The 26,102-nt window shown below is 59.9% G+C and carries 30 protein-coding genes; 21 read left to right on the top strand and 9 right to left on the bottom strand.

Annotation, left to right across the window (positions count from 1 at the left end; translation table 11 throughout):
- Together ACYQ3S_RS09265 and ACYQ3S_RS09260 are read right to left on the bottom strand one after the other, a co-directional pair.
- A partial coding sequence (locus tag ACYQ3S_RS09265; protein WP_459688698.1) for a helix-turn-helix domain-containing protein occupies nucleotides 1-268 on the bottom strand: 268 nt, incomplete at its 3' end.
- On the bottom strand, nucleotides 192-413 hold the full coding sequence (locus tag ACYQ3S_RS09260) for a helix-turn-helix domain-containing protein (protein ID WP_082397252.1): 222 nt from the start codon (nucleotides 411-413) through the stop codon (nucleotides 192-194). The genes ACYQ3S_RS09260 and ACYQ3S_RS09265, both read right to left, overlap by 77 nt.
- A 94-nt stretch (nucleotides 414-507) precedes the next feature.
- Between ACYQ3S_RS09260 and ACYQ3S_RS09255 the strand changes: the two genes are divergently transcribed.
- The 11 genes from ACYQ3S_RS09255 (at nucleotide 508) to ACYQ3S_RS09205 (ending at nucleotide 8,642) form a co-directional block, all read left to right on the top strand.
- Nucleotides 508-768 (top strand): hypothetical protein, encoded by a 261-nt coding sequence (locus tag ACYQ3S_RS09255; RefSeq protein WP_459688696.1) that lies wholly within the window; start codon nucleotides 508-510, stop codon nucleotides 766-768.
- Between the two features lie 80 nt (nucleotides 769-848).
- Nucleotides 849-1,061 carry a DUF896 domain-containing protein gene (locus ACYQ3S_RS09250; RefSeq protein ID WP_054327735.1) on the top strand — a complete coding sequence of 71 codons (213 nt, stop codon included), beginning with the start codon at nucleotides 849-851 and terminating at the stop codon, nucleotides 1,059-1,061.
- The gene (locus ACYQ3S_RS09245; protein ID WP_459688695.1) at nucleotides 1,061-2,419 is read left to right on the top strand and encodes a CCA tRNA nucleotidyltransferase; all 1,359 of its coding nucleotides are present in this window, start codon (nucleotides 1,061-1,063) and stop codon (nucleotides 2,417-2,419) included. The genes ACYQ3S_RS09250 and ACYQ3S_RS09245 overlap by 1 nt, the downstream gene beginning before the upstream one ends.
- Nucleotides 2,385-2,954, top strand: coding sequence for an HD domain-containing protein (locus tag ACYQ3S_RS09240; RefSeq protein ID WP_459688693.1), 570 nt, complete (start codon nucleotides 2,385-2,387; stop codon nucleotides 2,952-2,954). The genes ACYQ3S_RS09245 and ACYQ3S_RS09240 overlap by 35 nt, the downstream gene beginning before the upstream one ends.
- A gap of 3 nt (nucleotides 2,955-2,957) precedes the next feature.
- Nucleotides 2,958-3,368: a secondary thiamine-phosphate synthase enzyme YjbQ gene (locus tag ACYQ3S_RS09235; RefSeq protein WP_459688692.1), complete on the top strand. Its 411-nt coding sequence runs from the start codon at nucleotides 2,958-2,960 to the stop codon at nucleotides 3,366-3,368.
- Between the two features lie 456 nt (nucleotides 3,369-3,824).
- The gene (locus tag ACYQ3S_RS09230) at nucleotides 3,825-4,388 is read left to right on the top strand and encodes a DUF3793 family protein (protein WP_459688690.1); all 564 of its coding nucleotides are present in this window, start codon (nucleotides 3,825-3,827) and stop codon (nucleotides 4,386-4,388) included.
- 55 nt (nucleotides 4,389-4,443) lie between these two features.
- A complete protein-coding gene (locus ACYQ3S_RS09225; protein WP_459688688.1) occupies nucleotides 4,444-4,875 on the top strand; it encodes a flavodoxin in 432 nt (143 codons plus the stop codon).
- A gap of 567 nt (nucleotides 4,876-5,442) precedes the next feature.
- Nucleotides 5,443-5,652, top strand: a complete 210-nt coding sequence (locus ACYQ3S_RS09220; RefSeq protein ID WP_459688687.1) for a FeoA family protein — start codon at nucleotides 5,443-5,445, stop codon at nucleotides 5,650-5,652.
- A 13-nt stretch (nucleotides 5,653-5,665) separates the two neighbouring features.
- On the top strand, nucleotides 5,666-5,887 hold the full coding sequence (locus tag ACYQ3S_RS09215) for a FeoA family protein (RefSeq protein ID WP_054327742.1): 222 nt from the start codon (nucleotides 5,666-5,668) through the stop codon (nucleotides 5,885-5,887).
- Between the two features lie 52 nt (nucleotides 5,888-5,939).
- Nucleotides 5,940-8,441 (top strand): ferrous iron transport protein B, encoded by a 2,502-nt coding sequence (gene feoB / locus ACYQ3S_RS09210; protein ID WP_459688684.1) that lies wholly within the window; start codon nucleotides 5,940-5,942, stop codon nucleotides 8,439-8,441.
- A gap of 33 nt (nucleotides 8,442-8,474) precedes the next feature.
- Nucleotides 8,475-8,642 carry a FeoB-associated Cys-rich membrane protein gene (locus ACYQ3S_RS09205; RefSeq protein WP_459688683.1) on the top strand — a complete coding sequence of 56 codons (168 nt, stop codon included), beginning with the start codon at nucleotides 8,475-8,477 and terminating at the stop codon, nucleotides 8,640-8,642.
- A 42-nt stretch (nucleotides 8,643-8,684) separates the two neighbouring features.
- Here ACYQ3S_RS09205 and gluQRS read toward each other — a convergent pair whose 3' ends face one another.
- Nucleotides 8,685-9,602, bottom strand: a complete 918-nt coding sequence (gluQRS, locus tag ACYQ3S_RS09200) for a tRNA glutamyl-Q(34) synthetase GluQRS (protein ID WP_459688682.1) — start codon at nucleotides 9,600-9,602, stop codon at nucleotides 8,685-8,687.
- Between the two features lie 104 nt (nucleotides 9,603-9,706).
- Here gluQRS and ACYQ3S_RS09195 point away from each other — a divergent pair, with 104 nt between their 5' ends.
- The 4 genes from ACYQ3S_RS09195 to ACYQ3S_RS09180 all read left to right on the top strand — a co-directional run bounded on the left by ACYQ3S_RS09195 (nucleotide 9,707) and on the right by ACYQ3S_RS09180 (nucleotide 13,775).
- Entirely contained in the window at nucleotides 9,707-10,897 is a 1,191-nt protein-coding gene (locus ACYQ3S_RS09195; protein WP_459688681.1) for a glycoside hydrolase family 3 N-terminal domain-containing protein, read from the top strand.
- A gap of 257 nt (nucleotides 10,898-11,154) precedes the next feature.
- Entirely contained in the window at nucleotides 11,155-12,087 is a 933-nt protein-coding gene (gene cysK, locus ACYQ3S_RS09190; protein WP_459688679.1) for a cysteine synthase A, read from the top strand.
- 186 nt (nucleotides 12,088-12,273) lie between these two features.
- The gene (locus ACYQ3S_RS09185) at nucleotides 12,274-12,756 is read left to right on the top strand and encodes a sigma-70 family RNA polymerase sigma factor (protein WP_459688678.1); all 483 of its coding nucleotides are present in this window, start codon (nucleotides 12,274-12,276) and stop codon (nucleotides 12,754-12,756) included.
- Entirely contained in the window at nucleotides 12,753-13,775 is a 1,023-nt protein-coding gene (locus ACYQ3S_RS09180; protein ID WP_459688677.1) for a hypothetical protein, read from the top strand. The genes ACYQ3S_RS09185 and ACYQ3S_RS09180 overlap by 4 nt, the downstream gene beginning before the upstream one ends.
- Nucleotides 13,776-13,853: 78 nt before the next feature.
- On the opposite strand, the gene ACYQ3S_RS09175 is transcribed toward ACYQ3S_RS09180, so the two are convergent.
- The 4 genes from ACYQ3S_RS09175 to ACYQ3S_RS09160 all read right to left on the bottom strand — a co-directional run bounded on the left by ACYQ3S_RS09175 (nucleotide 13,854) and on the right by ACYQ3S_RS09160 (nucleotide 18,153).
- Nucleotides 13,854-14,678: a CAP domain-containing protein gene (locus tag ACYQ3S_RS09175; protein WP_459688676.1), complete on the bottom strand. Its 825-nt coding sequence runs from the start codon at nucleotides 14,676-14,678 to the stop codon at nucleotides 13,854-13,856.
- 167 nt (nucleotides 14,679-14,845) lie between these two features.
- A complete protein-coding gene (locus tag ACYQ3S_RS09170; protein WP_459688675.1) occupies nucleotides 14,846-15,103 on the bottom strand; it encodes a hypothetical protein in 258 nt (85 codons plus the stop codon).
- A 69-nt stretch (nucleotides 15,104-15,172) separates the two neighbouring features.
- A complete protein-coding gene (locus ACYQ3S_RS09165; RefSeq protein ID WP_459688673.1) occupies nucleotides 15,173-16,717 on the bottom strand; it encodes a recombinase family protein in 1,545 nt (514 codons plus the stop codon).
- 65 nt (nucleotides 16,718-16,782) lie between these two features.
- A complete protein-coding gene (locus tag ACYQ3S_RS09160) occupies nucleotides 16,783-18,153 on the bottom strand; it encodes an S-layer homology domain-containing protein (RefSeq protein WP_459688671.1) in 1,371 nt (456 codons plus the stop codon).
- Nucleotides 18,154-18,573: 420 nt separating this feature from the next.
- Between ACYQ3S_RS09160 and ACYQ3S_RS09155 the strand changes: the two genes are divergently transcribed.
- Complete coding sequence (locus tag ACYQ3S_RS09155) at nucleotides 18,574-18,753, top strand: hypothetical protein (RefSeq protein ID WP_459688669.1); 180 nt, start codon at nucleotides 18,574-18,576, stop codon at nucleotides 18,751-18,753.
- 211 nt (nucleotides 18,754-18,964) lie between these two features.
- On the opposite strand, the gene ACYQ3S_RS09150 is transcribed toward ACYQ3S_RS09155, so the two are convergent.
- Together ACYQ3S_RS09150 and ACYQ3S_RS09145 are read right to left on the bottom strand one after the other, a co-directional pair.
- Nucleotides 18,965-20,323, bottom strand: coding sequence for an S-layer homology domain-containing protein (locus tag ACYQ3S_RS09150; protein WP_459688668.1), 1,359 nt, complete (start codon nucleotides 20,321-20,323; stop codon nucleotides 18,965-18,967).
- 280 nt (nucleotides 20,324-20,603) lie between these two features.
- The gene (locus tag ACYQ3S_RS09145; RefSeq protein ID WP_459688666.1) at nucleotides 20,604-21,578 is read right to left on the bottom strand and encodes a LysM peptidoglycan-binding domain-containing protein; all 975 of its coding nucleotides are present in this window, start codon (nucleotides 21,576-21,578) and stop codon (nucleotides 20,604-20,606) included.
- Between the two features lie 227 nt (nucleotides 21,579-21,805).
- Between ACYQ3S_RS09145 and ACYQ3S_RS09140 the strand changes: the two genes are divergently transcribed.
- The 5 genes from ACYQ3S_RS09140 (at nucleotide 21,806) to ACYQ3S_RS09120 (ending at nucleotide 26,089) form a co-directional block, all read left to right on the top strand.
- The gene (locus tag ACYQ3S_RS09140) at nucleotides 21,806-22,054 is read left to right on the top strand and encodes a hypothetical protein (protein ID WP_459688665.1); all 249 of its coding nucleotides are present in this window, start codon (nucleotides 21,806-21,808) and stop codon (nucleotides 22,052-22,054) included.
- A gap of 311 nt (nucleotides 22,055-22,365) precedes the next feature.
- Complete coding sequence (locus ACYQ3S_RS09135; protein ID WP_459688663.1) at nucleotides 22,366-23,376, top strand: SPFH domain-containing protein; 1,011 nt, start codon at nucleotides 22,366-22,368, stop codon at nucleotides 23,374-23,376.
- 62 nt (nucleotides 23,377-23,438) lie between these two features.
- On the top strand, nucleotides 23,439-23,615 hold the full coding sequence (locus ACYQ3S_RS09130; RefSeq protein WP_459688751.1) for a type II toxin-antitoxin system antitoxin: 177 nt from the start codon (nucleotides 23,439-23,441) through the stop codon (nucleotides 23,613-23,615).
- 447 nt (nucleotides 23,616-24,062) lie between these two features.
- The gene (locus tag ACYQ3S_RS09125) at nucleotides 24,063-25,520 is read left to right on the top strand and encodes an anthranilate synthase component I family protein (RefSeq protein ID WP_459688661.1); all 1,458 of its coding nucleotides are present in this window, start codon (nucleotides 24,063-24,065) and stop codon (nucleotides 25,518-25,520) included.
- On the top strand, nucleotides 25,520-26,089 hold the full coding sequence (locus tag ACYQ3S_RS09120) for an anthranilate synthase component II (RefSeq protein WP_459688659.1): 570 nt from the start codon (nucleotides 25,520-25,522) through the stop codon (nucleotides 26,087-26,089). Before ACYQ3S_RS09125 ends, ACYQ3S_RS09120 begins: the two co-directional genes overlap by 1 nt.
- Nucleotides 26,090-26,102 lie beyond the last annotated feature (13 nt).

The raw sequence follows: 26,102 nt of genomic DNA, 5'->3' as shown, positions 1-26,102 counted from the left end.
TATGCTCGCCGTTTTCATAGTAACTATAAGTTCGCTGTGAAATATGCAGATAGCTTGCGACCTGCTGCTGACTCAAATCGTTATCCTCGCGTAAATTTCGTATACGCTTGTAAGGAATATTGATCACCTCGATAAATGTGTCGCCCGCGCCGCGCAGGCGCAGCTTTCCCCGCTTGGCCAAAACGGAAAAGTTACCGTTTGCGCGGCGGCGCGGGATCGTTGGTACGCTCAAGAATAAAATCAGTACTGGTATGATAGAAGTCTGCAATTCGGCACAGCATTTCTAAAGATACGTCGCGAAAGCCTCGTTCGTAACCACTGTATGTGGTTTGGGCAATACGCAGTTGCGTGGAAAGCTCGGTTTGCGTTAATCCGGCTTCCTCGCGCAAATCCCGCAGCCTGCATAAGTACATTGATATCACCACCTGGCAATTATTATAGCTTAATTCAAAATGAGCTATTGATTTTTAATTCGAAAAGAATTAAAATATAAACGAGGTGATTTGTGTGAACCAATCCATTTATCAGGAATTACAGGCCGCTGCCGAGCGTGTATGCGTCAGCAAGGACGGCCCAGCATGGCAAACCCTGAGCCAGGCGCAGGATGAATTTGACGCGCTTCTGCCGCGCGTCCTCCACCGCAGCTTCCGTCAGGTGTGCGACCAGGCGGTTGCCGCGGCCGCAGAGCATGGCGAGGATTGCTTCCTGCTCGGGCTGCGCTGCGGCCTGCTGCTGATGGCGGACGCGCGGGCGCTCGACGGGGCATAGCCGCGCAAGGATTTCCGTGGACTTTGCCCGCCCGCTTTGCTATAATAGGGGCATAGAAAAATCTACGGAGGAATACGGCAATGACCGATGAAAAAATCGCGCGCATCAACGAGCTGGCGAAAAAAGCCAAGGCCGAAGGGCTGAGCGAGGCGGAAAAGGCCGAGCAGAAAGCCCTGCGCGAGGAATATATAGCGGGCTTCCGCAAAAGCCTGAAGGCACAACTGGACCGGACGGTCGTCCTCAATCCGGACGGCACCTCCTACAAGCTGCGGCAGAAAAAAGGCGGGCATTGATGCGCCTGCCGGAGCATGTTGCCGCCGCGATCATGCGCCTGGAAGCGGCGGGGTTTGAAACCTGGGCGGTCGGCGGCTGTGTGCGCGACAGTCTGCGCGGCGCGCCGCCGCATGATTGGGATTTGTGTACCGCCGCGCGGCCGGAGGAGATGCAGGTGGTGTTTGCGGGCGCGCGCGTGTTGGAAACCGGCCTGAAGCATGGCACGCTGACCCTGCTGACGGAAGAAGGCCCGCTGGAAATCACGACCTTCCGCGCGGATGTGGGTTATTCGGACGGGCGGCATCCGGACACAGTGCGGTTCGTGCCGGAGGTGCGCGCCGATCTGGCGCGGCGTGATTTCACGGTCGGCGCAATGGCATGGCATCCGCAGCGCGGGCTGTGCGACCCGTTCGGCGGGCAGGACGACCTGAAAAACGGCATCCTGCGCGCGGTCGGCGATCCGGACGCGCGCTTTCGGGAGGACGCGCTGCGCATCCTGCGTGCGGTGCGGTTTGCCGCCCAGCTCGGCTTTACGGTGGAGCCACGGACCGCGGCCGCCATGCGCCGCCAGGTGGGGCGGCTGGAATGCATCGCCGCCGAGCGCGTGCGCGCGGAGCTGACCGGCACGCTGTGCGGGCGGTTCGCGCAGCGCGCGCTGATGGGCTTTTCCGATATTTTTGCCGCGGCGCTGCCCGAACTGCGGCCGATGCTCGCCTGCGCCCAGCAAAACCCGCACCATCGGTACGATGTGTGGGAGCACAGTGTCCGCGCGGTCGGGCAGGTGCCGGCAGAACCTGTGCTGCGCTGGTCCATGCTGCTGCACGACTGCGGCAAGCCCGCCTGCAAAACCGTGGATGAAAACGGCGTCGGCCATTTTTACGGCCACCCCAAGGCCAGCCGTGAAATCGCGGCCGGTATCCTGCGCCGCCTGCGTTTTTCGGGCGAGGATACGGCCCGCATTCTGCTGCTGGTCGAACAGCACGACCGCCCGCTGGGCGATACCGGCCGGCAGGCGCGCCGCCGCCTGTCGCAGATCGGGGAGGCCAGGTTCCGCGACCTGCTGGCCATCAAAAAAGGGGACGCGGTCGGACAGGGGACGCATCCGGAGGATATCGCCTGGCTGCATGCGATCGAAAACCGGCTGAACGGCGTGCTGGCGGCGGAGGATTGCTTTTCTCTGCGCCGGCTCGCGGTGGATGGAAACGACATCAAGACGCTCGGCCTGTCCGGTCCGGCGGTCGGGGAGATGCTGCGCGCATTGCTCGACGCGGTGATCGAGGAACAGGCCGCAAACACGCGGGAGGCGCTCCTCGCGCTCGCCCGCGCCCGAATGGAGGAACAACATGACGAGCAAAGAACTGTTTATCGAGACCTATAACAAGAATATCCACCGCCCGGGCGCGGAAAAGCTGCTGGCGTGGATGGAAAGCACGGACTTTTTCACCGCTCCCGCGTCCACGCGCTTTCACGCCGCGTATGAGGGCGGCCTGCTCGACCATTCGCTTAACGTATACAATGTGCTGATCTCCAAGCACTACGATCCGGCGGGCGACGATATTGAGAGCTTTACGATCGCCTCGCTGCTGCATGATCTGTGCAAGGCGGGCTTTTACAAGACCGAGCTGCGCAACCGCAAGAACGACCGCGGCGAGTGGGAAAAGGTGCCGGTTTACGCGATCGACGACCAGTTTCCCTATGGACACGGCGAGAAATCGGTGTACCTGATCGAGCGCTTCATGCGCCTGAAAACCGAGGAGGCAATGGCGATCCGCTGGCATATGGGCGGGTTTGACGATTCCGTGCGCGGCGGCAGCTTTTCGCTTGCGCACGCATTCGAAAAGTATCCGCTCGCGGTCAAGCTGCATCTGTCCGATCTGGAAGCTACTTATCTGCATGAGAATAGGAGCGAGTAAGGTATGAAAACAAAGGAATATACCCTGCATACCGAGCGGGAGGGCCTGTACGACGTGACCGCGCAGGTGCGCGAAGCCGTGCGGGAAAGCGGCGTGCGGAGCGGCGCGGCGGTCGTATACTGTCCGCACACGACCGCCGGCATCACGATCAATGAAAACGCCGATCCGGATGTGCAGCACGACCTGCTGCTGGGGCTGCGCGAAGCCTTTCCCGACCGGCGCGCGTTCCGGCATGCGGAGGGGAACTCCGCCGCGCATTTGAAGTCGAGCTGCGTCGGCGCGAGCCAGCTGGTGCTGGTCGAGGATGGACGCCTGCTGCTGGGGACCTGGCAGGGGGTGTATTTCTGTGAGTTCGACGGCCCGCGCACCAGACGCTTCCAGGTAAAGGTGCTGGGGGACAGCGCCGTCGGATGAGCCTTTTCCGCAGGGGATACCGCTGACGGATAGGAAACGGGAATCGTGTTGCAGACCGGCCGGATACGGCCGGTCTTTGTGTTGCGGCTACTGCAGGCTCGTCGGAAAAATGCACAGAATAAAGATACGGTTTTTGGTGAGAAAAATAAAGAATCGCTTCCTCGGAAAATTCCCAGAAAAATTTGAAAAAAGTGCTTGACATTTGGGTTAGCGTATGCTAACTTATATTTAGGTTAGCCGAGGCTTACTGATACACTCGATGACCGGCGCCGCTTTCGCGGAACGGAGCGGCGCACCATACATACACAGCTTCCTCTGTATTTTGCGCATCAATCCGAACAAAACAGACCGTTAGGACTGCGCGGCCGTATGGCTAACCGCGGCCGCGCTGTTCGGAACGCTGCGGATAAAGGAAACTGATCCGGTAAAAATACAGGGCAGGAGGTGCGTGACAAAATGATGAACCAACTGGACCGGCAGCTCGCGGCGTATTGCTCGCCGACGCTGGCGGGGATTAAACTGGCGAGCCTGGTATCGTTCGACCGCGCGCTGTACCCCGATCTGCCGCAGCGTCTGAAAACCTACCGCGAGGCGTTTGCCCCGCGCGGCATGTGCTTTGAGATCGTCTGCGCCTGCCGCGGGCGGTATCTGCTGATGGTCTACCAAAAGCAGGCGCTCGAGCGGCATATGGCGGAGCCTTGTGTGCAGCATGTGCTGGCGTCGTTCGGCTACCCAGCCGGCCGGCCGCTGCAGGACCTCTTGCGGGAGTTGAAGCGCAGGATCGCGCTTTCCGAAACCTTCCCGCATGAAATCGGCCTGTTCCTGGGATATCCGATCGAGGATGTCGTGGGGTTTATCCGGAATGCCGGACGGGGCTGCAAGCTCAGCGGCTACTGGAAGGTATATGGCGACGCGCAGGCTGCGTCGCGGTTGTTTGACCGCCTTTCGCGGGTGTGCCGCGCGGTGACAAAACGGATCGAGCAGGGGGAAACGCTGCTCGAGGTGTTCGCCGCGGCATAGGCGCAAAGCGTTTCATAATGCATCTGAAAATAATCAACAGGAGGATTTGACAGAAATGAGCAAAGCTGCAGTAATTTATTGGAGCCAGACCGGCAATACCGAGCAAATGGCGACCGCGATCGCGGAGGGAATCCGCGAGGGCGGCATGGAATGCGATCTGTTGAACGTGGCGGATACCAACGCCGGCGCTGCGGCAGGATACGATAAGATCGCGCTGGGCTGTCCGGCAATGGGCGCGGAGGTACTCGAGGAAGCGGAGTTCGATCCGTTCTTCACCGAGCTGGAGAGCAGGCTCGCAGGCCGCAAGGTCGCGCTGTTCGGCTCCTACGGCTGGGGCGACGGACAGTGGATGCGCGACTGGGTGCAGCGCACCAACGATGCAAACGCCAATATTTACACGGACGAAGGCCTGATGATCAACGAGACGCCCGACGAAGACGGGCTGGCCAAGTGCAGGGAGTTCGGCAAGGGCTTCGCCGCTTACTAAACCAATATCCCGCGCCGCGCCCCGTGCGCAGCGCGCATTCGATAGAAAAATTACGATATACTGTAATTTTTCATCAAAACGCGCGGCATGTGTGTGCGTTTTGATACAAGAGCGGAGAAAAGTTTTGCGCTGCGGAACTTTTCGAAGCATTGGACGCATCCGCGCTCTGCGCGGCGCGTTCCTTCGATCAAAACTGTGTTTTGATCGACAGATCAGGTCATACCCGCCGCGACGGCGGTGGTTATGATACAAATATCCTTTCTTGTCCCGGGGGAAACCCCAGGGTATACTGCCCGGTATGCCCAACATAACATGAGCCCGCGGCTGTCCGGAACAACGGCCGCGGGCTTCCTCCTGCCCGACTGGCAGGAAGGGAAGCGCTATACAAATTAGCTGCCGCAAACCCTGCTGTTCTTGGTGAGAATTGACAAACCTGTTCCGGTCTGCTTGACAAATAAAGTTAGCGATGGTAAACTTAACACGGTTAAGGGGTTAGAAAGAACTAACCCCTGCTTTACAGGGTTTGGGTTAGCTCCTACTAACAAAGAAAAGGAGAGGATTACTATTATGCCGCTTACGATGATAGACGCCGGTGTGGAAACCACGGTAAAACAGATCCACGGTCGGGATCAGACGCGCCGGTTCCTGCAGAACCTCGGCTTTGTCGAGGGGGCGAAGGTGATGGTCGTCTCTTCTTTGCAGGGCAACCTGATCGTATCCGTAAAAGACGTCCGCGTTGCGATTTCGCAGCAGATGGCGTCTCGTATCTATGTCTGAAGGGGGAAAAACAATGGGCAATCTGAGAACCACGCCGTGCGGCGCAACCGTTACCGTGCGTAAGATCGAGGGCGAGGGCGCGACCCGCCGCCGCATCATGGATATGGGCCTGACGCGCGGGGCTGAGGTATATGTCCGCAAGGTGGCGCCGCTGGGCGATCCGATCGAAGTCACGGTGCGCGGCTACGAGCTTTCGCTGCGCAAGGCGGATGCGGAAAAGGTACTGGTCGATTAAAAATTTTTGCACATAGGTTAGCAAAAGCTAATTGAAAGAAAGGGGAAACAACATGTCTATTCGTTTGGCGCTTGCCGGCAACCCGAACTGCGGCAAGACCACGATGTTCAACGACCTGACCGGCGCGACGCAGTATGTCGGCAACTGGCCGGGCGTTACCGTGGAAAAGAAAGAGGGCCGTTGGAAAGCGGACAAGGAGATCCGCATCACCGACCTGCCGGGTATTTACTCGCTTTCGCCGTATACGCTGGAGGAAGTGGTCGCGCGCGACTATCTGGTGGGGGAAAAGCCGGATGCCATCATGGATCTGGTGGATGCGTCCAACATCGAGCGCAACCTGTACTTAACCACCCAGCTGCTCGAAATGGGCATTCCGGTCGTCGTGGCCCTGAACATGATGGACATTGTGGAGAAGCGCGGCGATGTGATCGACGTGAAGAAGCTGTCCGGCTTGCTGGGCGTGCCGGTTGTGGAAACCGCGGCGGTCAAGGGCAAGGGGACCAAGGAACTGGTGGAGGCCGCGAAGAAGGCGGTGGCCGCCGGCAAGCTCCCGCCCCAGCATGAATTTCCGGAGAACATCGAAAAGGCGCTGCAGCAGATCACGGACATGATTGCGGGCGTGACCGAGGAAAGCCAGCGCCGCTGGTATGCGGTCAAGCTGTTCGAGCGCGATCAGAAGGTGATGGCCCGTTTCCAGTTCAGCGCGGATACGCAGGCAAAGCTGGAAGCCATCATCAGCGCCGTTGAGGAGGAGCTGGACGACGACGCGGAATCCATCATTACGGATGCGCGCTACCAGTATATCGGCGGCATTGTCAAGGCCTGCGTCAAAAAGAAAAAGACCGGCATGACCGTGTCGGACAAGATCGACCATATCGTGACCAACCGTATCCTGGCGCTGCCGATTTTTGCGCTGGTCATGTTCATTGTGTATTATGTATCGGTGACCACGGTCGGCACCATCCTGACCGACTGGGCCAACGACGGCGTGTTCGGCGACGGCTGGCATCTGGCCGGCTATGGCGCGGGCGCGTATGAGGAAGCCGGAGCGGAATACGAAACGCAGACCGCTTACCGCGACGCATGGCTGGCGGCCGCGGAAGAGGGCGGCGTGGATGTTTCGGCCATTACCGAGCAGTTGGAGGCCGAGGAGCCTGACGCCGACGTGCTTGCGAACGCAACCGCCGCGCTGGCTGCGGACGCTTCCGCGGCCGATATCGTAGGCACCGCGGCGTTTGAGGACGAGGAGACCGGCACGGTCACCGAGGAAGCGGTTGATTTCGGTATGTTTGAAACCGCGATGGCGGCCGAGGAGCCGGATCCGGCGAACTATGGCATTTGGGTGCCTGGCATTCCGGTGCTGCTGGAAGGCGCGCTGGGCGGCCTTGGCATCGCTGACTGGCTGTACAGCCTGATTATGGATGGCATTGTTGCCGGCGTCGGCGCGGTGCTGGGCTTTGTCCCGCAGATTCTGGTGCTGTTCATCTTCCTGGCGTTGCTGGAGGACTGCGGCTATATGGCGCGCGTCGCGTTCATCATGGACCGTATTTTCCGCAAGTTCGGCCTTTCGGGCAAGTCCTTTATCCCCATGCTGATCGGCACGGGCTGCGGCGTACCCGGCGTCATGGCGTCGCGCACGATCGAGCAGGAGCGCGACCGGCGCATGACGATCATGACGACTACGTTCGTACCCTGCGGCGCGAAGCTGCCGATCATCGCGCTGATCGCGGGCGCGCTGTTCGACAACGCGGGCTGGGTTGCGTTCTCCGCCTATGTGATCGGCGTGCTGGCCATCATTATTTCGGGCATCATGCTCAAAAAGTTCAGGATGTTTGCGGGCGAACCGGCGCCGTTTGTCATGGAGCTGCCTGCCTACCATACGCCCACCCTGGTCAATGTGCTCCGCTCGATGTGGGAGCGCGGCTGGTCGTTCATTAAAAAGGCCGGTACGATCATCCTGCTGTCTACCATCGTCCTCTGGTTCCTCCAGAGCTATGGCTGGGAGAACGGCGCGTTCGGCGCGGTTGAGAATATCGACAACTGCATCCTGGCCGGCATCGGCAACGCGCTTGCACCGATCTTTGCGCCGCTCGGCTGGGCAAGCTGGCAGAACGTGGTGGCAACCGTCACCGGCTGGATCGCCAAGGAGAACGTCGTCGCCACCTTCGGACAGACCTATGGCTTTGCCGAGGTCGCGGAGGATGGCGTGGAAATCTGGGCCAACCTGCAGGCTTCCTTCACCGCGGTCAGCGCGTATTCGTTCATGTGCTTCAACCTGCTTTGCGCGCCGTGCTTCGCGGCGATGGGCGCAATCAAGCGTGAGATGAACAACGCCAGGTGGACCTGCTTTGCGATCGGTTATATGATGGTGTTTGCGTATGCGGTTTCCCTGATGGTTTACCAGTTCGGCGGTCTGCTCACGGGCGAGCTTTCGTTCGGCGTGGGTACTGTCGCGGCGGTTATCGTCCTGGCGCTGATGATCTACCTGCTGGTCCGCAAGCCGGCCGAGGCCGACGGCGCCGAGGGGCTTCGCAAAATGAGCGTGCAGGCGTAACGCCGCGCGGCTCCCTGGAAAGGAAGCGTGAGTATGTTATCTATCGTTTCTAACCTTGTGGTCGGCGCGCTCGTTGCCGCCGCCATATTCTTCGCGGCGCGCAGCGTTTACCGCCAATTTCAATCCGGCGGCTGCTCCGGCTGTTCGGGCGGCTGTGGCAAATGCAGCGGCGGAAGCTGCCACTGTGAGACGAAAAAGTAAGGAAACGCCCATCCGGCAGTGCCGGATGGGCGTTTTATCGTGTCAACGGAACAGGTCGGGCAGAAACAGGTCGTGCCGGGGGATACGCGCCCAGGAAAAGAGGGGGATCAGCTCGTGCGCGGCGGCCGGCTCCGGCCGTTCGGTCAGGCCGGCGGCATAAGCCAGCGCACCGACGACCTGTTCGGGGGAGAACCGCTGGCGCAGCCGGCCGAGGTCAAGGTCCTCGTCCCGCTTGCTCAGCCTGCGCCCGTCATGGTCGCAGAGCAGCGGGATGTGGAAGAACGCGGGCGGCGAAAAGCCGAACAGCCGGTGCAGCCAGATCTGGCGCGGCGTGGAGGAGAGCAGGTCGGCCCCGCGCACTACCTCGGTCACGCCCGAGAGCGCGTCGTCCACAACGACCGCAAGCTGGTAGGCGAACACCCCGTCCGACCGGCGGATGATGAAGTCCCCGCACTCCCGCGCGAGGTTTTCGCTGTATGCGCCGAACACCCCGTCCGTGAACGAAACGGTTTCGTCCGGCACGCGCACCCGCGTTGCCGGGGCGCGTGTTTTCCGCTTTTCCGCAGCCTGTTCAGCCGTCAGCCCGCGGCAGGTGCCGGCATAGACCACGCGCCCGTCGGAAAGGTGCGGGGCGCTGGCGGCGTGCAGCGCGGCGCGCGAGCAGAAGCAGGGGTAGAGCAGCCCCTTGCCGCGCAGCACAGCCTCGTATGTTTCGTAAACAGCGGCGCGCTCGGATTGATAGGGGACCTCGCCGTCCCAATCCAAACCGAGCCAGCGCAGGTCGTCCAGGATCAGGTCTGCATAGCGGCGCGGGCAGCGCATTGCGTCCAGATCCTCAATGCGCAGCAGATAGCGCCCGTTTTGACGCCGCGCGCTCAGCCATGCCAGCAGCGCGCACAGCACGTTCCCCAGGTGCATGCGCCCGCTCGGGCTGGGCGCAAAGCGTCCGATGGTGTGCATGGGCAAAGCCCCCCTTTCGCTTCCCTATCTTACCATAAACGGAATGGGCTTTGCAACGGCGGTTTTTTCCGGTATAATAGTAACAATATGCAGGAGGTGGAAAAATGAAAAAGAAATGTCTTTCCCTGTTGCTCGCCGTGCTGTGCCTGTGCGGGCTGGCGGCGTGCAAGGGGGATACGCCGGCGGATACGGCGCCGCCGGAAGCGCCTGCGCAGGCCGAGACAGGAAGCGGCGGCGAAGCGGCGGAAGACAGCGTGGAAACGGCGGCGGGCGTTGCGGAAGAGGATATCTCCGCGGCCGAGCATTATGTCAACAACCTGCCGCTTGAATCCCAGATCGCGCAGATGTTCTTTGCGCGCTGTCCGGAGACCGACGCGGCGGCGCTCGCCGGTCAGTACGATATCGGCGGCTATATCCTGTTCGGCCGCGACTTTGAGGGGCAGACTCGGGAGAGCGTGGCCGCGGTCATCCAATCCTATCAGGACGCGGCGGCGACCCCCATGCTGATCGGCGTGGACGAGGAGGGCGGAACGGTCGTCCGCATCAGCTCCAACCCTAATTTCCGTGCGGTCAGGTTCTGGTCGCCGCAGGCGCTGTATAACGAGGGCGGCTTTGCGCTGATCACAAGCGACGCCAAGGAAAAGGACGAGCTGCTCGCCTCAATCGGCGTGAACGTCAACTTTGCGCCTGTGTGCGATGTATCCACCGACCCCGCGGACTTCATCAACGCCCGCGCATTCGGCAGGGACGCGGCGCAGACCAGCGAATACGTCCGCACGGTCGTCGCACAGATGCTGTCCGACCGGACCGGCATGGTGCTCAAGCATTTCCCGGGCTATGGCAATAATGTGGACACGCATACCGGCATCGCCATCGACGAGCGGCCCCTCGAATCGTTTCGGGAAAGCGATTTCCTGCCGTTCCGAGCGGGGATCGACGCGGGCGCGCAGTCGGTCCTGGTCAGCCATAATATCGTGACCTGCATGGACGCCGAGCTGCCCGCCTCGCTCTCCCCCGCGGTGCATCAGGTGCTGCGGGACGAGCTGGGCTTTGACGGCGTGGTCATGACCGACGACCTGATCATGGAGGCGATCACGGATTATACGGGCGGCGCGGACGCGGCGGTGCTGGCGGTGCAGGCGGGCAACGATATGCTGGTTTCCTCGGATTTCATCACCCAGTATAACGCGGTGCTGGCGGCAGTGCAGAACGGTACGATCAGCGCCGACCGGATACGGGAATCCGCGATCCGCGTGATCCAGTGGAAGATCGATCTCGGCCTGCTGGCGGTTTGATAAAAAAATCTCCCTTCGGGGAGATTTTTTTATTGCCAGTCTGCAGCGGCGCGGCTTTTTCTGATTTTTTGCAAATACTACTTGACAAATGGGGAAATCCCCTGTATCCTAATTCATATAAAACACCTATGAATAGTGGAAATAAGGAGGCGGCATTCCATGATGCTTCCGCGCGGGAAACGATGTACCGGCGGCCTGTAACGCAGACAGGCCATGGTTCGATAAACATTCATATAACGGAAAGGCGGTAATTCACCATGTCTGATATCAAAAGAAGCTTTGCCGAGCTGATCGGCAACACCCCGCTGTACGCGGCGGATAAATTTGCGCAGAAGTCCGGCGCGGGCGCCGAGATCCTGGCAAAGCTGGAGTATTTCAATCCCGCGGGCTCGGTCAAGGACCGCATCGCCAACGCGATGATCGACGACGCGGAGGCGAGCGGCGCGTTAAAGCCCGGCGCGACCATCATCGAGCCGACGAGCGGCAACACCGGCATCGGCCTGGCGGCGGTCGCGGCGGCGCGCGGCTACCGGATCATCCTCACCATGCCGGAGACCATGAGCGTCGAGCGCCGCAATATGCTGAAGGCATACGGCGCGGAGCTGGTGCTGACCGAGGGGGCGAAGGGCATGTCCGGCGCGATTGCGCGCGCGGACGAGCTGGCAAAGACCATCCCGAACAGCTTTATTCCCGGCCAGTTTGTCAACGCGGCCAACCCGGCGGCGCACCGCGCGAGTACGGGACCGGAGGTCTGGAGCCAGTCGGGCGGCAAGGTGGATATCTTTGTCGCGGGCGTCGGCACGGGCGGCACGGTCACCGGCGTCGGCCAGTACCTCAAGGAGCAGGACCCGAACGTCAAGGTTGTGGCGGTGGAGCCGGATGAATCCCCGGTCCTGTCCACTGGAAAGGGCGGCCCGCATAAGATACAGGGCATTGGCGCGGGCTTTGTGCCGCAGGTGCTGGATACCAAGGTGTATGACGAGGTCATGCGCGTCAAGGGCGAGGACGCGTTCGCGACCGCGCGGGTGTTCACGCACAGCGAGGGTCTGTTCGTCGGTATTTCGTCCGGCGCGGCGCTGTGGGCGGCGGTCGAGCTTTCCAAGCGGCCGGAGAACGCGGGCAAGACCATTGTCGCGCTCCTGCCCGATACGGGCGACCGGTATCTGTCCACCCCGCTGGTCAGCGATTGAGTCTGCGGCTCTTCCATCCGGTATAGCAAGCGGCGGAGCATATGCTCCGCCGCTTTTCGTGTCCGGAAAAGGGCGGGGGAAGAAAAATTTTTGAAAGGCCGAACCAAAGCCCCGCCTGTTCCATCTAATTAAGCGAAAGCAGGTTGAGGCGGCCGCCAAACGCTTTCGGAAAGGAACGACCCGCCTATGATGGACAAAGCAGAATTCACCGCCGCGGTGCTGGAAGCGGAGCCGGCGCTGTACCGTGTCGCAAAGGCCATGCTCCGCAGCGAGCAGGACTGCGCGGACGCGGCGCAGCAGGCCATCCTGCGCGCGTGGGAGCAGCTGGATACGCTGCGACGGCCGAAATATTTCAAAACCTGGTTGACGCGCATCCTGATTAATGAATGCCGCGCGATCCTGCGCCTGCGGCAGCGGCTCGCGCCCTATGAGCAGGAGCAGGCCGAGCGCATCCCCGCACCGGCGGCGGACGACCACAGCGACCTGTATGAAGCTTTGCTGTCGCTGGATGAAAAATACCGCCTGCCGGTGGTGCTGTTTTATCTGGAGGGCTTCAAAACGCGCGAAATCGCCGGCCTGCTCGGCGTGCCGGAGGGTACGGTCAAAAGCAGGCTGCGGACCGCGCGCGAGCTGCTCCGTAAGGATTTGGAAGGAGCGTGTTTTGCATGATGCACCCGAATGATTTTCCCCAGATGACCCCGCAGTTTGACCAGCGCGTCCGCGCGGCGCTGGATGACCTGCCCGAGCGTCCGCGCCGGACGCGGCGTTTCCCGTGGAAGCGCGTGGTATCGATCGGCCTTGCCGCCGCGCTGTGCATCGGCGGCACAGCGTTTGCGGCGGGTGTCAGCGGCGGCTTTCCGCTGTTTTTCCCCAACGGCGCGGACGCGCCCCTTACGGACTATGTCGCCGCCCCCGAGCCAGGTACGCTGACGGATGAGAACGACCGATACCGCCTGTCGGTGGAATCGGTTCTGTTTGACGAGAGCGCGGGCGTGGGCATCGTCAGCCTGCACCTGCAGAATAAGGCGGGCGACGGGGTGATGCCGTTCGCCATGATCGAGCTGATGCCGGAGTATCAAAACCAGCCCGATTTGGTTTGGAGCACCCTGTCCGAATGCTGCGCTGTGCAGGATGGACAGTACAACTTCAGCGTGATGTACGGCGAATATGGCTTCTGCGGCAGCCGCTTCTACCTGGATAAGAGCCGTTCGACCGAAAACGATTACTATCTGGAAGGCGCCTTCATCCCCAGCGGCGACTACACGGCGGGTACGCCCCTGCGCCTTGCCATGCAGGAACTGGGCAGGGAACAGGTGGTTTCCAACGGCGCAAGCATCGGCCTGGTCGCGCTGGAGGTCTCCCTGCCGGAATTCCAGCGGATGCCCAGCTGCACGAGCGCGGACGGGGCCGTCACGCTGTCCCAGATCGGCCTGCGCATCACCTCGCAACAGACGGGGGATAGCATCGTGGACGCGGTGGAATACATTGCGGTGAAGATGCGGGACGGCTCTGCGGTAGTTATCACCGATCAGGCAAACCATATCGACCGCACCCTGTATGCGCTCGGCTTTGGCGCGGACGCGGGCTTTGACTACGAAGCCGCCGTGTATGTGCTTGCGCGGACCTTTGATCTTGCGGACGTGCAGGCGGTGGTTATCAACGATACCGAATATCCGCTTTCCGCCTGACCCAGAGGGGAAAGCAAAACAGGCCGCGGCTTGCGGCCTGTTTTTTCATCCGGCGGGGCCGGAAGCGCAAAAATGCAATTAATAGGTAAACAACTGCGCCCAGTACGGCGTGCCGCCTACCACGGAGTAGCCGACGCCGATGGTGGTGAAGTTCTTGCTCATGATATTCGCGCGGTGTCCGGACGAGTTCATCCACGCGGTGACGACTGCCTGCGGCGTACTCTGGCCGTAGGCGATGTTTTCACCCGCGCCGCGGTAGGAAACGCCGGCCTCGGTCAGCGCAGTCGAAAAAGAGGAGCCGTTGGGACGGGTGTGCGAGAAGGACTGCGCGGATTCCTGTGCGCGCACCTGCGCCGCCTGCTGCACGCGGGCGTCGATCGTCAGGGGGGACAGGCCTTCCTTGGCGCGTTCTGCATTCACCAGCGCAACGACCTGGGAGGCGAAGCTGCCCTGGGAGGAGCCGGTATCGCCGTCCGGCGTCTGCTCGGTATCATTGTCCGGCGTACCCTCGGGACGGTTGTTGTCCGGAAGCTGGCCGGGCTGGTCGTCCGGCTGGTTCTCCGGCTCGTCGTCCGGCGTCTGGTCGGGGGTCTGGTCGGGAAGCTCTTCGTCCGGCGTATCCTCCGGCGTCTGATCCGGCGTTTCGTCCGGCGTCTGGTCGGGCGTTTCGTCCGGCGTCTGCTCCGGTTTGTTGTCAGGCTTTACGACCGGACAGTTGATCTGCTGGCCGCAGAACGAAATATCAAAGCGGTCGCACAGCCGCTGGAGCAGCTGGCGCTGGGACTGGGAAGCGAATACGGTGGGGTTGTAGAATTTGCTCATATCGAGATTGGCCGCGCCGGCCGCGGCGGTGGTCGAAATGGTCAGCGCTAACGCCAACGGTACGATTTTCTTGAACTGCATATTTGGATACCTCCTTGGTTTTCGTAGAGTAAACTGGAGTGTTTTACTCTCTGGGGCAAAGTATAGCGCGTTTTGTAACCGTTTTGCAATGGAAATAGCTGCCGCCAGCGGATATATACAGCAGAATCCGGCCGGAAAAGGAATTTTCCGGCCGGATTTCCCGTATTTTATGGGAGTTTTTCGATCTCATAGAGGTTGTTGAGCACCAGCCAAAGCTGGGGAAAGTACCGCATGATATTCCAGATGCTGATGCCGTGCAGCTGGTATTCGCCGGCCAGAGCAAGCTTGGTGCGGATCGAACGGGCGTCCTCGAACCAGACCTCGTGCTCGGCGCGGTCGCGCCAGTAATTATAATGCGGCGACTGGGCGGTTTCGTCGAACTGGATGGGCGCGCCGACCTGGATCGCCTGCTCGACCGCCTGCACATTGCCGAGGCTCCGTGCGCGCGTCTGCCCTTTTATATAGGGGAGAGGCCAGTCGTAACCAGAATGTTGTCAGCTGCGGCGATCAGGAATGATGGGATAGATCGTCAATACCAGGTCGCTCCCAGAGGGGCTGCGGGTGGAGGTTGTTTTGCTGTATACGATTTTAGGGGCGATAGAGCGCAGCATGTCGTTTTTGTCCTGCGCGCAGCCTGTGGATTCATAGGCCTGGACGACGGCCGAAACACGGGGAAGGAATGTTTGCCGGAACCGCTCCTCACGAAGCAGGCGGTCGAGCGCCTGCCTTGTTTCAGACGCGGAGGCAATGGCACGGCCGCGGCGCTCGGCGAGGATGCTCTGGCGTTCGCGGAACCGTTCGGGCGTGTATACGCCGGTTTCCACAAGCTCAAAGGCGCGGTCGCGCTGCGCTTCAATAGCGGCGATCTCGCTGTTCAGGCTTTGCAGCGCGTTTTCAAGAGCCTGCCGTTCCTGCGCGGTGTCGGATAAGGCTTTGCTGGAAACGCTGTATGCCGCGAGCCATTGCCGCAACGCGGAGAGCAGGGCGGTCTCCACCTCCTCCATGCGCGAGGAAACCATGCCGCAATAATGGTGGCAAAACAGATAGCGCCCTCCCGCCTGCGGACGCGCCTGCATTTTATGGCCGCACTTTCCGCAGATCAGCAGGCCGGACAATGGATTTTGCAGCTCCTTGGATTGGGGAACGGGATGGAACGATCGCGCCTGCAGCTTTGCCTGAACCGCGTTCCAGAGCTCCTCCGAGATGAGCGGTTCATGCTTCCCCTTAAAAACCGGATAGTCTTTTTTTCGGGGACAGCTGCAGGCGAGCTGGCCGTTGACGATTGTTTTCACGGTGCGGCGCCGGCCCCAGGTGACGAAACCGGCATAAACCGGATTTTGCAGGATATCCTTAACGATGCCAACGTTGAACGCCTTGCCGGTGGCGGAGCGATAACCCAACCCGTTCAGCCTGGCGCATAAACGCACGGTTCCCATGCTGGGATCGCCCGCATAGAGCGAAAATACCGCGCGCACGGTTTCGGCGTCTGCGTTTGGCGTAAGGGTATAGCCTTTTTCCCCGCGCAGTTTGATGCTGTCATATCCAAACGGCGCTTTGCCGCCCAGCCAGCGCCCGTCGCGGGCGGCGGCGATGCGGCCGGCCTGCAGGCGGCGGTTTATCATTTTATACTCGCGGCGGGACATGAACAGGTCAAATTCAAGATGCTCCTCGTCGTAATAGTTGTTGGGGTCAAACGTCTTGTTTGGTGTGATGATAAACGTGCCGGAATACTTAAAGGCACGGGTAACGGTACCCTGATCGATGCTGTCGCCGCGCGCAAGACGTTCGATTTCCATAACGAGGACGCCGCGCCAGCGGCCGCGCTCCACCTCGGACAGCAGGCGGCGCATTTGCGGCCGCTCCGAGATCGTATCGCCGGACACGATCTCCTCGTAGATGCTGCCGATGGGATATCCCTGCCGGTCGGCGAAGTCCAGCAGGGTTTTCCTGTGCGTGACAAGCACATCGCCCTCGCCGCGCGCTTCCGCTTCCAGATCGGCGCGGGATTTGCGGAGATAGATGCAGTATTCAGAGGACATGAGAAGACCTCCTTGAAAGGGGAAAGGCTCTGGGCGTTATCCAGAGCCTTTCTTTTTCTGACGGCTTATGCAATATAGTTGTGGAGCCGGAGCATGGTCACGATGGACTGCTCTCTGGTATAGGTCTCCTGCGGGGAGAACAGATTGTTTCCCGTTCCGTTCATGATCTTGTTTCCGTCGGTCTCGCAGGCGGATACGGCGGAAACCGCGTCCTGCGCCCACGAGGAGATCCTGCTTTGATCCGCGAAGGTAAGCTGTGCGCTGTTGGGCTGAACGCCGCTGTCAAGCTGCTGGGCCAGACGCCAAAGCATGACGGCCGCTTCCTCGCGCGTGATATCCGCGTCCGGATCAAAGCGGTTATTGCCCACGCCGTTGACCACGCCGAGCGCGCTCATGGCCCTGACCTTTTCATCCGTGGTATCGCTGAAAGAGAGCGGGGCGGCGCCGGAATCCGCAAGGATGGCGTCCAGCGTTTTTCCGGTTTTGGATTCCATCAGGGCGGCGGCAAGGTGGCAAAATTCCGCGCGTGTGATATTGGATTCGAAGCTGCTGTCCAGTTCTGCCGGAATAAGCCCTTCCTGCCGCGCCGCGCTGACTTCTTCCTGCGCCCAGGAGGAGGGCTGCTCTTCCGGCTCGGTCACGACCGGATCGGAAGACGACGGGGTACACTGCGTTACATCCAGATAGAGGGTCTTTCCGTCCGCGCTGATCCTGTCATACTGGACGCGGCGGAAGCTGATCTCCGCGCCGGATACGTCGCCGGTAAAAGTGCGGTCCGCCGTGCCGTCAAAGACAAGCGACTGATTCGTGTTTGCGATCCTACTGCTGAACCAGACACAGTAATCACCGAAATCGAGTTTTAAAAGATAATCGCCGATCTCGTAGCCGCTTCCAAAGTCAGTTGTCCAGCCGGCAGCGCCCGACCAGGATTTATAGTAGGTGAACGAAATATCGTCCGGAACTTGCAGTTCGTCCTCCACCGTGACATGGATGCGGTAGCCGGAATCGTTTTGCGCGACGATGCCGCCGAAGCGTTCCGGCCGCGACAGCTCCCAATCGGCGACGAACTCCCAGACAGGGAAGGATATCTGATCGCCGGGCGCGGCGGCATCGGCAAGGAGCGCGTAGCTGTCCGCAAATCTCTGATTGGCAGCGTCGATCGACTTTGCAGTAGTGTGGAGATCGTTTGCGGCAGCGTATTCCGGATCGCCAACGGAAATGAAAGAAGCGAAGCCATCAGGCGTGTCTCTGGTATCGGTGCGGTCAATATTGATAACCGCAAATTGGTAGGTGCTGCCGCCGATCAGGGTTTCGGTTTCCTCAAAACCGGTCACATGGGGCAGATACTCCTCATATGCGGCGCCGGCACAGGGGAGCAGGGACAGGCACAAGGCCGCAGCGGTAAAAGACGCCAGAAGTTTTTGTTTGATTCGCATGGGGATACCTCCTTTTTATTTGAACCGTTTGGAACGGCTGCTCACGGGAAATGGAACGGCGCGGCCGCCGACGGCGGCCGACGGTATATGCGGAAATCGCTTGCCGCAAAATGATGGGAAAACGAAGTCCGTCTGATGAAAGGATATGCTGCGGCTTCAAGGCGTTTGAAGCCGCGGCAAAAAATATACAGCGGAAAAATTTTCGTCTGCTCCGGCGGGTAATTCGCCGGCATTTTGGGAGCGGCAATGCCGGCGGAGCCGGCGCATGCGTCCGGTTTTAGATTCCGCCTGGTGCTATCCATACCATAGCATAAAAGAACAGCGATTGCAATCAAAACGACGGTAGGGAAAAGCTGACGCGGACAGGCAAGGGACAAGCCCCCTGCGGCATAGGATAGAGCGACGGAAGGGGGCGTCGCCGTGGCAATCGTCAGGACATACCACTTTGACCATGCAACCGTACATATTGCGGACGACTGCTACCGCGCAGCGCCGCCGGAGGAAATACAAAAGCGGGTGCAGCGCATGCTCGATATTGCAGGCGGGGTATTGTATAAAAATGAGTTGCGGGAAAAGCTGGAGGCTGAAAAGCGCGATTAAGGCTGCGCCCTCCGCGGCGGCATGGCGGGCGGTTTTTTCGGTGCGCCGCCCGCTTGCTCGGGAAAGGACAAGCTGGGGGACGTGATGCAGGCGGCAGGTATGGATGACCTTTCACGGCAGCCACGGCTGTATTCTGGTAAAAGGGAGAGACGCCGCGTTCGCGGCGTCTCTCCCTTTCATGCAAAACATTCGGGTACCGGCCTGCCGGCGGTTACCGTTTCCAAGCCCAGCCTGAAGTCGTGATCGAATTGTAGTCCAGGCAGCCGTAGTAGGTCCAGCCCATGTTGTACAGCACCTGGCAGAACTGAGCGCGGGTGAGGGGGGCGTCCGCATTAAAGCTCCCCGCGCTGTCCACGCCGGTGAACATCCCCAGATTCCAGGCGCGCAGAATGTACGCCTCGCATGAGCCGGGGATCTCGGAATCGCGGATGCTGCTGCTCTTGTAGAGCGTCTCCCGCATCAGCTTGACGTTCGCGCTGCTCCACTGATGAATGGCGTCGCTGTCCGGAAATTCCTCGATGGTATAGCGGTAGGAGACATTTTTGCTGTCGGAGGCAAGCCAGTTGTCATAGATGCACTGCTGCATCCGAACCCATGCCCAGTCCGGATCGTAGCCGGGAGCCAGGCCTTTTACATAGTCCTTTTTTTCAGGGTCGTAGGTGGAGATGTCCAATATCAAACCGGGGACATAATCCGTCTCCCGCAGGAGCAGCGAAAGCTCATAGGTCGTTGGGTAGACAAACGAGCCGTAACTTATCGCATCCCCCAGGACAGAAGCGGCAAAGCCTCGGGAGGCGGTGCCGGTATCGGTATAATAGCTGGAAAGGTCATGGTTATGGAGCCGGCCCACAATCGTCATGACCTGAGCCCGCGTCATCGGGTCGTCAGGGCCAAACGTCCCGTCCCCATAGCCGTTGAACATGCCGCCTTCGGTCAAGGTCATGACGGCGTCGTAATACCAGGCAGAGGAGTCGACATCGCGGTAGCTGTTGCTGTAGTTTTCAGCGGGGACGTTGGGCGTGAAAGTGCGCCAGGCAGTCCCCCGCCTGCTGTCATGGGTGGCAGGCGCGCCGAGGTTCGTGGTGTAGTTGCTGATGGTGTAGGGCTTGCCGTCCGTCGTGTCGAAGTGCGCCTGCATCGCATAACTGTCATATATGGTGCTGTATCTGTAGAGGTCCACAACAACACCGGCGGGGATGGTGAATCCATCGTACCGGTGGATGAGGTAGAAGGTGTTGCTGGCAGCCTCAAGCACCAAAATTTTCCCTTTGGAGGGCCAGACAAATCCCGCTCCGGTTATCTGGTCGTGATCCGTCACCAGGTCGTATACGGACTGGTCAAACTCGGACCACTTGCCGCTGGCGCCGTTCAGACCGACCGCCATTCTGGCGGTGCTGGAAGTCCCCTCCTGGGATGTCTGAATCGGCTCCGCCTGCGGATTTTCCGCCGCCGCCAGCCCTGTGTGCGGGTTGGGCTGCTCCAGGGAGGCCGCGCCTACGGTCCCGCACATCGGACCGATGCACAATGCGGCGGCCAGCAACAGGGAAAGAAGTTTATTGCGCTGTTTCATTTGGTTTTCTCCTTTCATCATATAGGCTCTATGGATTTCCAATCCACCCAGCCGGCACCCGCCGGAATCACGATGCCACGGTGCCGCGCCCCATTTGATCGCCTGGCTGCAGGACAAGCTTCCTTATATCAAATGATACGAAGAAAATGCACTGGTGTCAATGGGAACGCGCAACCTGCGCGCATATTTTAAGCTGGAAAGAAAGCCTGTCCTGCTTTGAGAAACACAGAACGCTGTCCGGAAAGGCGGCGTTCCCTTATATATAACCTTATGGCTGCATTCAGTCGTAACCATAATTTGGAATACCCATAAAGATTTTCTCGGGCGGAATGACCGAGGTGGCGAACCGGACGACCTGCTCCACCTTGTTGATGGGGGCGACCGCCATAGGTTCGGAAAGGGCGTAGCCCCATTCATAGGTCATCAGCAGCACATAGTCCGCCGCCTCGCCAAGCATTTGGTAATCGTGCGCCTCGTACAGAAGCCCGCGCTGCCCAGCCGAGGTTTTGGGGGCGAGCGCGACCATGACGATCTTGCCGAGCGGCTCCAGCCGCGCGCGCACCTCACGGATGAAAGCGGCATAGCTTTCCGCGTCCTCGGGCGGGATGTACTCAAAATCAATGTCCACGCCGGCATACCCCTGGTTTTCCAGGGTCTGAACAAGGTTTTCGATCAGCGCCGCGCGCGTGGACGGATTTTGCAGCACCAGGTGCGCCCGTTCGCCGGAAAACTGTCCATCCTCGCCGAGCGTGGTCAGAACCAGCAGCGGCTTGACCTGATATTGCCGCGCCATGCGGATCAGCAGGTCGACGTTCTGCGGGAGGATGCGGCCGGTACGGTCAAAGCCGTAGGAAAAAACGGATAAGTACGTCAGATAGGGCAGGGTCTTGCGCAGTACGCGCGGGTCGATATTCGGATACGCATATCCATTGACCGCAAAAGCGCCGAGCTTGGGCGTCGGATAGGAAAGCACGAGCATCTGGCCGGGATAGATGCGGTCCGTGCCGCCGAGCTGCGGGTTGTTCTGCCAGAGGGACAGAACGGTCGTGCCGTGCTGCGCCGCAATATTGCCGAGCGTATCCCCGCGCTTGACCAGATAGGTTTCGGCGGGCTGCGGCACCACGATCGTCTGTCCGGGCGTCAGCCGCGCGGGTTCGCGCAGCTCGTTCTGCTGGATGAGGAACGGGAGCGGCACGCCGTGCATCTGCGCGATGCGGTAAAGCGAATCGCCGGGCTGTACGACATGAATTACCATAGAAAAACCACCTTTCCCTGCAATCTATGCTGGAATGGGGGAGATTGCCAATGGCCGTGCGCGGCGCATGCACAGCCGCCGTTTGGCAAGCACATCGGCACGCGCAAGGGAGAGAGTGTTTTTTAAGAATTTAGTGGAAATAATGACGAAAAATGATAGAATAGGATGTAATAAAAATCGACATTTTTGACAATCTGACATTCTTAATTTTACGGGAGGGTGCTGTTATGCGGACAAAAATTATCACAGGTTTAGTAATTTTGGCTTTGATCTTTTCCGGACATTGGCTATTGCGGCCTGTCGAATATCAGGTTCCTTCTGGATATGATTACTTGGGTATCTCTGTCTCTGGTGTGCCGGCATTTAAAATCAGCGATCCTGATACAGTAGAATCCCTGGTCGAAACGATCAACTCAACTACCTTCAGGAAAAAATATGGAGTATCAGAGAGGCTCCGGACAACTTGGACGCGGTAATACAAATCAGAAGTCACAGTACCGATACAGCAGGGGCCGATGTGCTGCTCCTGCCGTCAAGATATGGAGGAAAAACAAAATTTATCATATGGACTGGGACCGATCATTTAATAGCCGTTGATACGGAACGCTTAGAAGCTTGTATGGATTCCCTGATAGGCAATCTGATAGACATAACGCAATAAGCACCGGTTCTGCAAAGCGCTACACTAAATAAAAGTATTAAACGGCTGAGACAAAAGCAGTTGACAAAGGGAAAAAGGGGGTGTATTATAGTGATATCAAATTAATATCATTGTGAGGGATAGAGCATGAATGAAAAGAATGTTTTTTACGAGGAAAAAACGCTGCGCGCGCCCAATGGACTGGGGATTTTGCTGCTGGACATCCTGCTATGCATCGCAGCGGTCGCGCTGATCGTACTGGGCGCGGTCAAGCTGGATGAAATGGGCGGCATGGCGGCTGCTATGCTGGCTGTGGGCATCGTATACCTGGCGGTGCCGAGTTGGCTGCTGGCGTGCGGCATCAAGGTGCTGCGGCCGAACGAGGCGCTCGTACTGACGCTGTTCGGCAAGTACATCGGTACGCTCAAGGGCGAGGGCATCTTTTTTGTCAATCCGTTCTGCAGCTCGGTCAATCCGACGGTAGAAAGCGCCAGCGAGAAAGCGCTCGATGATCTTTCCAAGAAAGAAAATACTTCGAGTGGTAAGATTGTCAAGGCGGCGAGCATGAGCAAAAAGCTTTCGCTCAAGACCATGACGCTCAACAATGACAAACAGAAGATCAATGATCTGCTCGGCAACCCGATCGTCATCGGCATCGCGGTCATCTGGCATATTGAGGATACGGCAAAGGCGGTGTTCGCGGTGGATAACTACCAGGAGTTCCTATCCATCCAGTCGGACGCGGCGCTGCGCAATACGGTGCGTCTGTATCCCTACGACGTATCCGAGGGAGGGGACGAAAAGAGCCTGCGCGGGTCCGCGCAGGAGATCGCCGCCGTACTGGCGGAGGAGATTCAGGGACGCGTAGCGTGCGCGGGTCTGCGGATCGAAGAGGCGCGCATCACGACGCTGGCCTATGCGCCCGAGATCGCGGCGGCCATGCTGCAGCGCCAGCAGGCGAGCGCGGTTGTGGACGCGCGCAAGATGATTGTCGAGGGCGCGGTCGGCATGGTCGAAATGGCGCTGGAAGAGCTGAGCGCCAAGCAGGTGGTGGATCTGGACGACGAGCGCAAGGCGCAGATGGTTTCCAACCTGATGGTCGTGCTGTGCGCGGGAAAAGACGCGCAGCCGGTTGTCAATTCGGGCTCAATCTATTAAAATAGAAAAAGAAATGCGGTTGGCGCCTCTGCGGAGGGCGGCCAATGGAAGGGGGCGCGGCCATGGCGGACAAGGAAAAAGCAAAAAAGCAGGTGCCGCTGCGGCTGTCCGCCTCGCTGTACGACGAGCTGGCCCGATGGGCGGAGGATGAGTTCCGTTCGGTCAACGGCCAGATTGAGTACCTGCTCACCGAAGCGGTGCGCAAAAGGAAAAAAGCGCGGCCGAAGGATGACGAGTAGCGGACAAAATGGACAGGCTGCCGTGCAGCGGCCTGTCTGTTTTTATAGTAATAAAAAATAAAGAGAAAATGCTTGACAAATTATTATAGAAAGCATATACTGTGTACCAGAACAAGGCAAAACCGCAGAGCAAGAGTAAGTAAGAGCGAGACCGCGCTCCCAGAGAGCCGCCCGTTGGTGCGAGGGCGGCAGCGAAGGCCGTTTCCGAATGGACTTGTGAGGGCAGCCCCAAATCCGGCGCGCCGGAGAGTATGGCTGACGGGCATCCCGCCGTTACCAGGGGAGGGCGCGTGTTGGCGCGCTGCTGAGCGGGCGTTTTTTACGCCAATTTGGGTGGCACCGCAGAAGTTTCGGCTTTTGTCCCATGATGCAGGACGGCATCGTGAGGGCAAAGGCTTTTTTTGTTGCCCCGATGCCCCGATCGTTTTCAAACGGAGGGCGGTAAATATGATAACACCAAACTGTGACGCAATCGTAAAACTGGCGGAGCGGTATGCGACCATTCCGGTCTGCCGTGAAATCTACGCGGATATGGTCACGCCGATTGCATTGCTGCGGCGGCTGCAGGCGCGGTCCAGGCGGTTTTTCCTGCTGGAAAGCGTGGAGGGCGGCGAAAAATGGGCGCGCTACTCCTTCCTCGGCTATGATCCGGTGCTGCGCGCACGGTGTAAAAACGGCGTGGTCACGATCGAGGGCGCGGAAAACCGCACCGTACAGACCGCAAAGCCGCTCGATGTGCTGCGGGAGCTGCTGGGCAAGTACCGCGCGCCCCGCATCGAGGGACTGCCGCCGTTCACCGGCGGGTTCGTGGGCTACTTCGCTTACGCGATGCTGGGCTACGCCGAACCCAAGCTGCGCATCCGGCGCGGCGCGTGGGAGGACTTCGACCTGCTGCTGTTCGACAAGGTGATCGCCTACGACCATCTGCGGCAAAAGCTCGTGCTGATTGTCAACATGCGCACGGACAGCGTGATGGAGAATTACGGCAAAGCCTGCGCCGAGCTGGAAAGCATGGCCGCGCTGGTGAACGACCAGAGCCCGCTCCCGCCGCTGCAGGCCGCGGAAGCGCCCCGCTTCTCCTGCAGCATGACCGAGGAACAGTACGCGGCGGTCGTCCGCAAAACGCGGGAATACATTTATAACGGCGATATTTTCCAGGCAGTGCAGTCGCGGCAGTTCACCAGCCCCTATGCGGGCAGCCTGCTTCCGGCCTACCGTGTGCTGCGCACAACCAACCCCTCGCCCTACATGGTGTTCCTGTCCATCGACGGAGACGAGATCATGTGCTCCTCGCCCGAAACGCTGGTGCGCCTGCAGGACGGGCGGCTGACCACCTTTCCGGTCGCCGGCTCCCGCCCGCGCGGCGCGACGCCGGTCGAGGACAAGGCGCTCGAACGCGAGCTGCTGGCGGACGAAAAGGAGCTTTCCGAGCATAATATGCTGGTCGATTTGGGACGCAACGACCTGGGGCGGGTGTCGCGGATCGGCTCGGTGGAGGTGACCGCCTATCAGATGATCCACCGCTATTCCAAGATCATGCACATCTGCTCGCAGGTCGAGGGCGATCTCGCGGACGGCTGCGACGCGCTCGACGCGATCGAGGCGGTGCTGCCCGCGGGTACGCTGTCCGGCGCGCCCAAAATACGCGCGTGCGAGATCATTGAGGAGCTGGAGCGCGCGCCGCGCGGCGTATACGGCGGCGCGCTCGGCTATCTGGACCTGGCGGGCAATATGGACACCTGCATCGCCATCCGCATGGCGGCGAAGAAGGACGGCATGGTCACCGTGCAGGCGGGCGGCGGCATCGTGGCGGATTCCGTGCCGCATAACGAATATCTGGAAAGCGCGAACAAGGCGCGCGCGGTGATGAACGCGATCGAACGCGCATCGGAGGTGGACGGCTGATGATACTCCTGATCGACAATTACGATTCCTTTTCCTACAACCTGTACCAGCAGGCCGCGGCGATCCGGCCGGATATTCGGGTGGTGCGCAACGACACGGTAACGGCCGGCGCGGTCGAGCAGATGCAGCCCTCGCACATCCTCCTGTCGCCCGGCCCAGGCTATCCGAAGGACGCGGGCGTCTGCGAGGACGTGATCCGGCGCCTGGGCGGCCGCATCCCCATTCTCGGCGTGTGCCTCGGGCATCAGGCGGTCTGCGAGGTGTTCGGCGCGCGCATCGTGCATGCGAAACGGCTGATGCACGGCAAGCAGAGCACGGTCACGCTCGATCCGGACGATCCGCTGTTCCGCGGGCTGGAAAGGCAGGAGACGGTCGCGCGCTACCACTCGCTGGTGGCCGAGCCGGACACCCTGCCGGACTGCCTTGCCGTGACCGCGCGCGATGAGAACGGCGAGATCATGGCCGTGCGGCATAAAACGCGGCCTGTTTACGGGGTGCAGTTCCATCCGGAATCCATCCTGACCCCGCGGGGCGATACGATATTGAAAAATTTCCTATCCATCCATTGAGCTAAGGAGGCAA

This window comes from Agathobaculum sp. TL06 (assembly GCF_054658635.1).
The sequence above is the reverse complement of the archived record's forward strand: the minus strand, read 5'-3'. Positions and strand labels throughout refer to the sequence as shown.

Coding starts and splice junctions, on each gene's coding strand:
- ACYQ3S_RS09250 (WP_054327735.1), top strand. CDS start 849: ATGACCGATGAAAAAATCGCGCGCATCAACGAGCTGGCGAAAAAAGCC.
- ACYQ3S_RS09130 (WP_459688751.1), top strand. CDS start 23,439: ATGGCGGACAAGGAAAAAGCAAAAAAGCAGGTGCCGCTGCGGCTGTCC.
- ACYQ3S_RS09195 (WP_459688681.1), top strand. CDS start 9,707: ATGAAAAAGAAATGTCTTTCCCTGTTGCTCGCCGTGCTGTGCCTGTGC.
- feoB (WP_459688684.1), top strand. CDS start 5,940: ATGTCTATTCGTTTGGCGCTTGCCGGCAACCCGAACTGCGGCAAGACC.
- ACYQ3S_RS09150 (WP_459688668.1), bottom strand. CDS start 20,323: ATGAAACAGCGCAATAAACTTCTTTCCCTGTTGCTGGCCGCCGCATTG.
- cysK (WP_459688679.1), top strand. CDS start 11,155: ATGTCTGATATCAAAAGAAGCTTTGCCGAGCTGATCGGCAACACCCCG.
- ACYQ3S_RS09125 (WP_459688661.1), top strand. CDS start 24,063: ATGATAACACCAAACTGTGACGCAATCGTAAAACTGGCGGAGCGGTAT.
- ACYQ3S_RS09225 (WP_459688688.1), top strand. CDS start 4,444: ATGAGCAAAGCTGCAGTAATTTATTGGAGCCAGACCGGCAATACCGAG.
- ACYQ3S_RS09165 (WP_459688673.1), bottom strand. CDS start 16,717: ATGTCCTCTGAATACTGCATCTATCTCCGCAAATCCCGCGCCGATCTG.
- ACYQ3S_RS09145 (WP_459688666.1), bottom strand. CDS start 21,578: ATGGTAATTCATGTCGTACAGCCCGGCGATTCGCTTTACCGCATCGCG.
- ACYQ3S_RS09245 (WP_459688695.1), top strand. CDS start 1,061: ATGCGCCTGCCGGAGCATGTTGCCGCCGCGATCATGCGCCTGGAAGCG.
- ACYQ3S_RS09230 (WP_459688690.1), top strand. CDS start 3,825: ATGATGAACCAACTGGACCGGCAGCTCGCGGCGTATTGCTCGCCGACG.
- gluQRS (WP_459688682.1), bottom strand. CDS start 9,602: ATGCACACCATCGGACGCTTTGCGCCCAGCCCGAGCGGGCGCATGCAC.
- ACYQ3S_RS09120 (WP_459688659.1), top strand. CDS start 25,520: ATGATACTCCTGATCGACAATTACGATTCCTTTTCCTACAACCTGTAC.
- ACYQ3S_RS09220 (WP_459688687.1), top strand. CDS start 5,443: ATGCCGCTTACGATGATAGACGCCGGTGTGGAAACCACGGTAAAACAG.
- ACYQ3S_RS09185 (WP_459688678.1), top strand. CDS start 12,274: ATGATGGACAAAGCAGAATTCACCGCCGCGGTGCTGGAAGCGGAGCCG.
- ACYQ3S_RS09140 (WP_459688665.1), top strand. CDS start 21,806: ATGCGGACAAAAATTATCACAGGTTTAGTAATTTTGGCTTTGATCTTT.
- ACYQ3S_RS09180 (WP_459688677.1), top strand. CDS start 12,753: ATGATGCACCCGAATGATTTTCCCCAGATGACCCCGCAGTTTGACCAG.
- ACYQ3S_RS09260 (WP_082397252.1), bottom strand. CDS start 413: ATGTACTTATGCAGGCTGCGGGATTTGCGCGAGGAAGCCGGATTAACG.
- ACYQ3S_RS09175 (WP_459688676.1), bottom strand. CDS start 14,678: ATGCAGTTCAAGAAAATCGTACCGTTGGCGTTAGCGCTGACCATTTCG.
- ACYQ3S_RS09160 (WP_459688671.1), bottom strand. CDS start 18,153: ATGCGAATCAAACAAAAACTTCTGGCGTCTTTTACCGCTGCGGCCTTG.
- ACYQ3S_RS09215 (WP_054327742.1), top strand. CDS start 5,666: ATGGGCAATCTGAGAACCACGCCGTGCGGCGCAACCGTTACCGTGCGT.
- ACYQ3S_RS09235 (WP_459688692.1), top strand. CDS start 2,958: ATGAAAACAAAGGAATATACCCTGCATACCGAGCGGGAGGGCCTGTAC.
- ACYQ3S_RS09205 (WP_459688683.1), top strand. CDS start 8,475: ATGTTATCTATCGTTTCTAACCTTGTGGTCGGCGCGCTCGTTGCCGCC.
- ACYQ3S_RS09240 (WP_459688693.1), top strand. CDS start 2,385: ATGACGAGCAAAGAACTGTTTATCGAGACCTATAACAAGAATATCCAC.
- ACYQ3S_RS09135 (WP_459688663.1), top strand. CDS start 22,366: ATGAATGAAAAGAATGTTTTTTACGAGGAAAAAACGCTGCGCGCGCCC.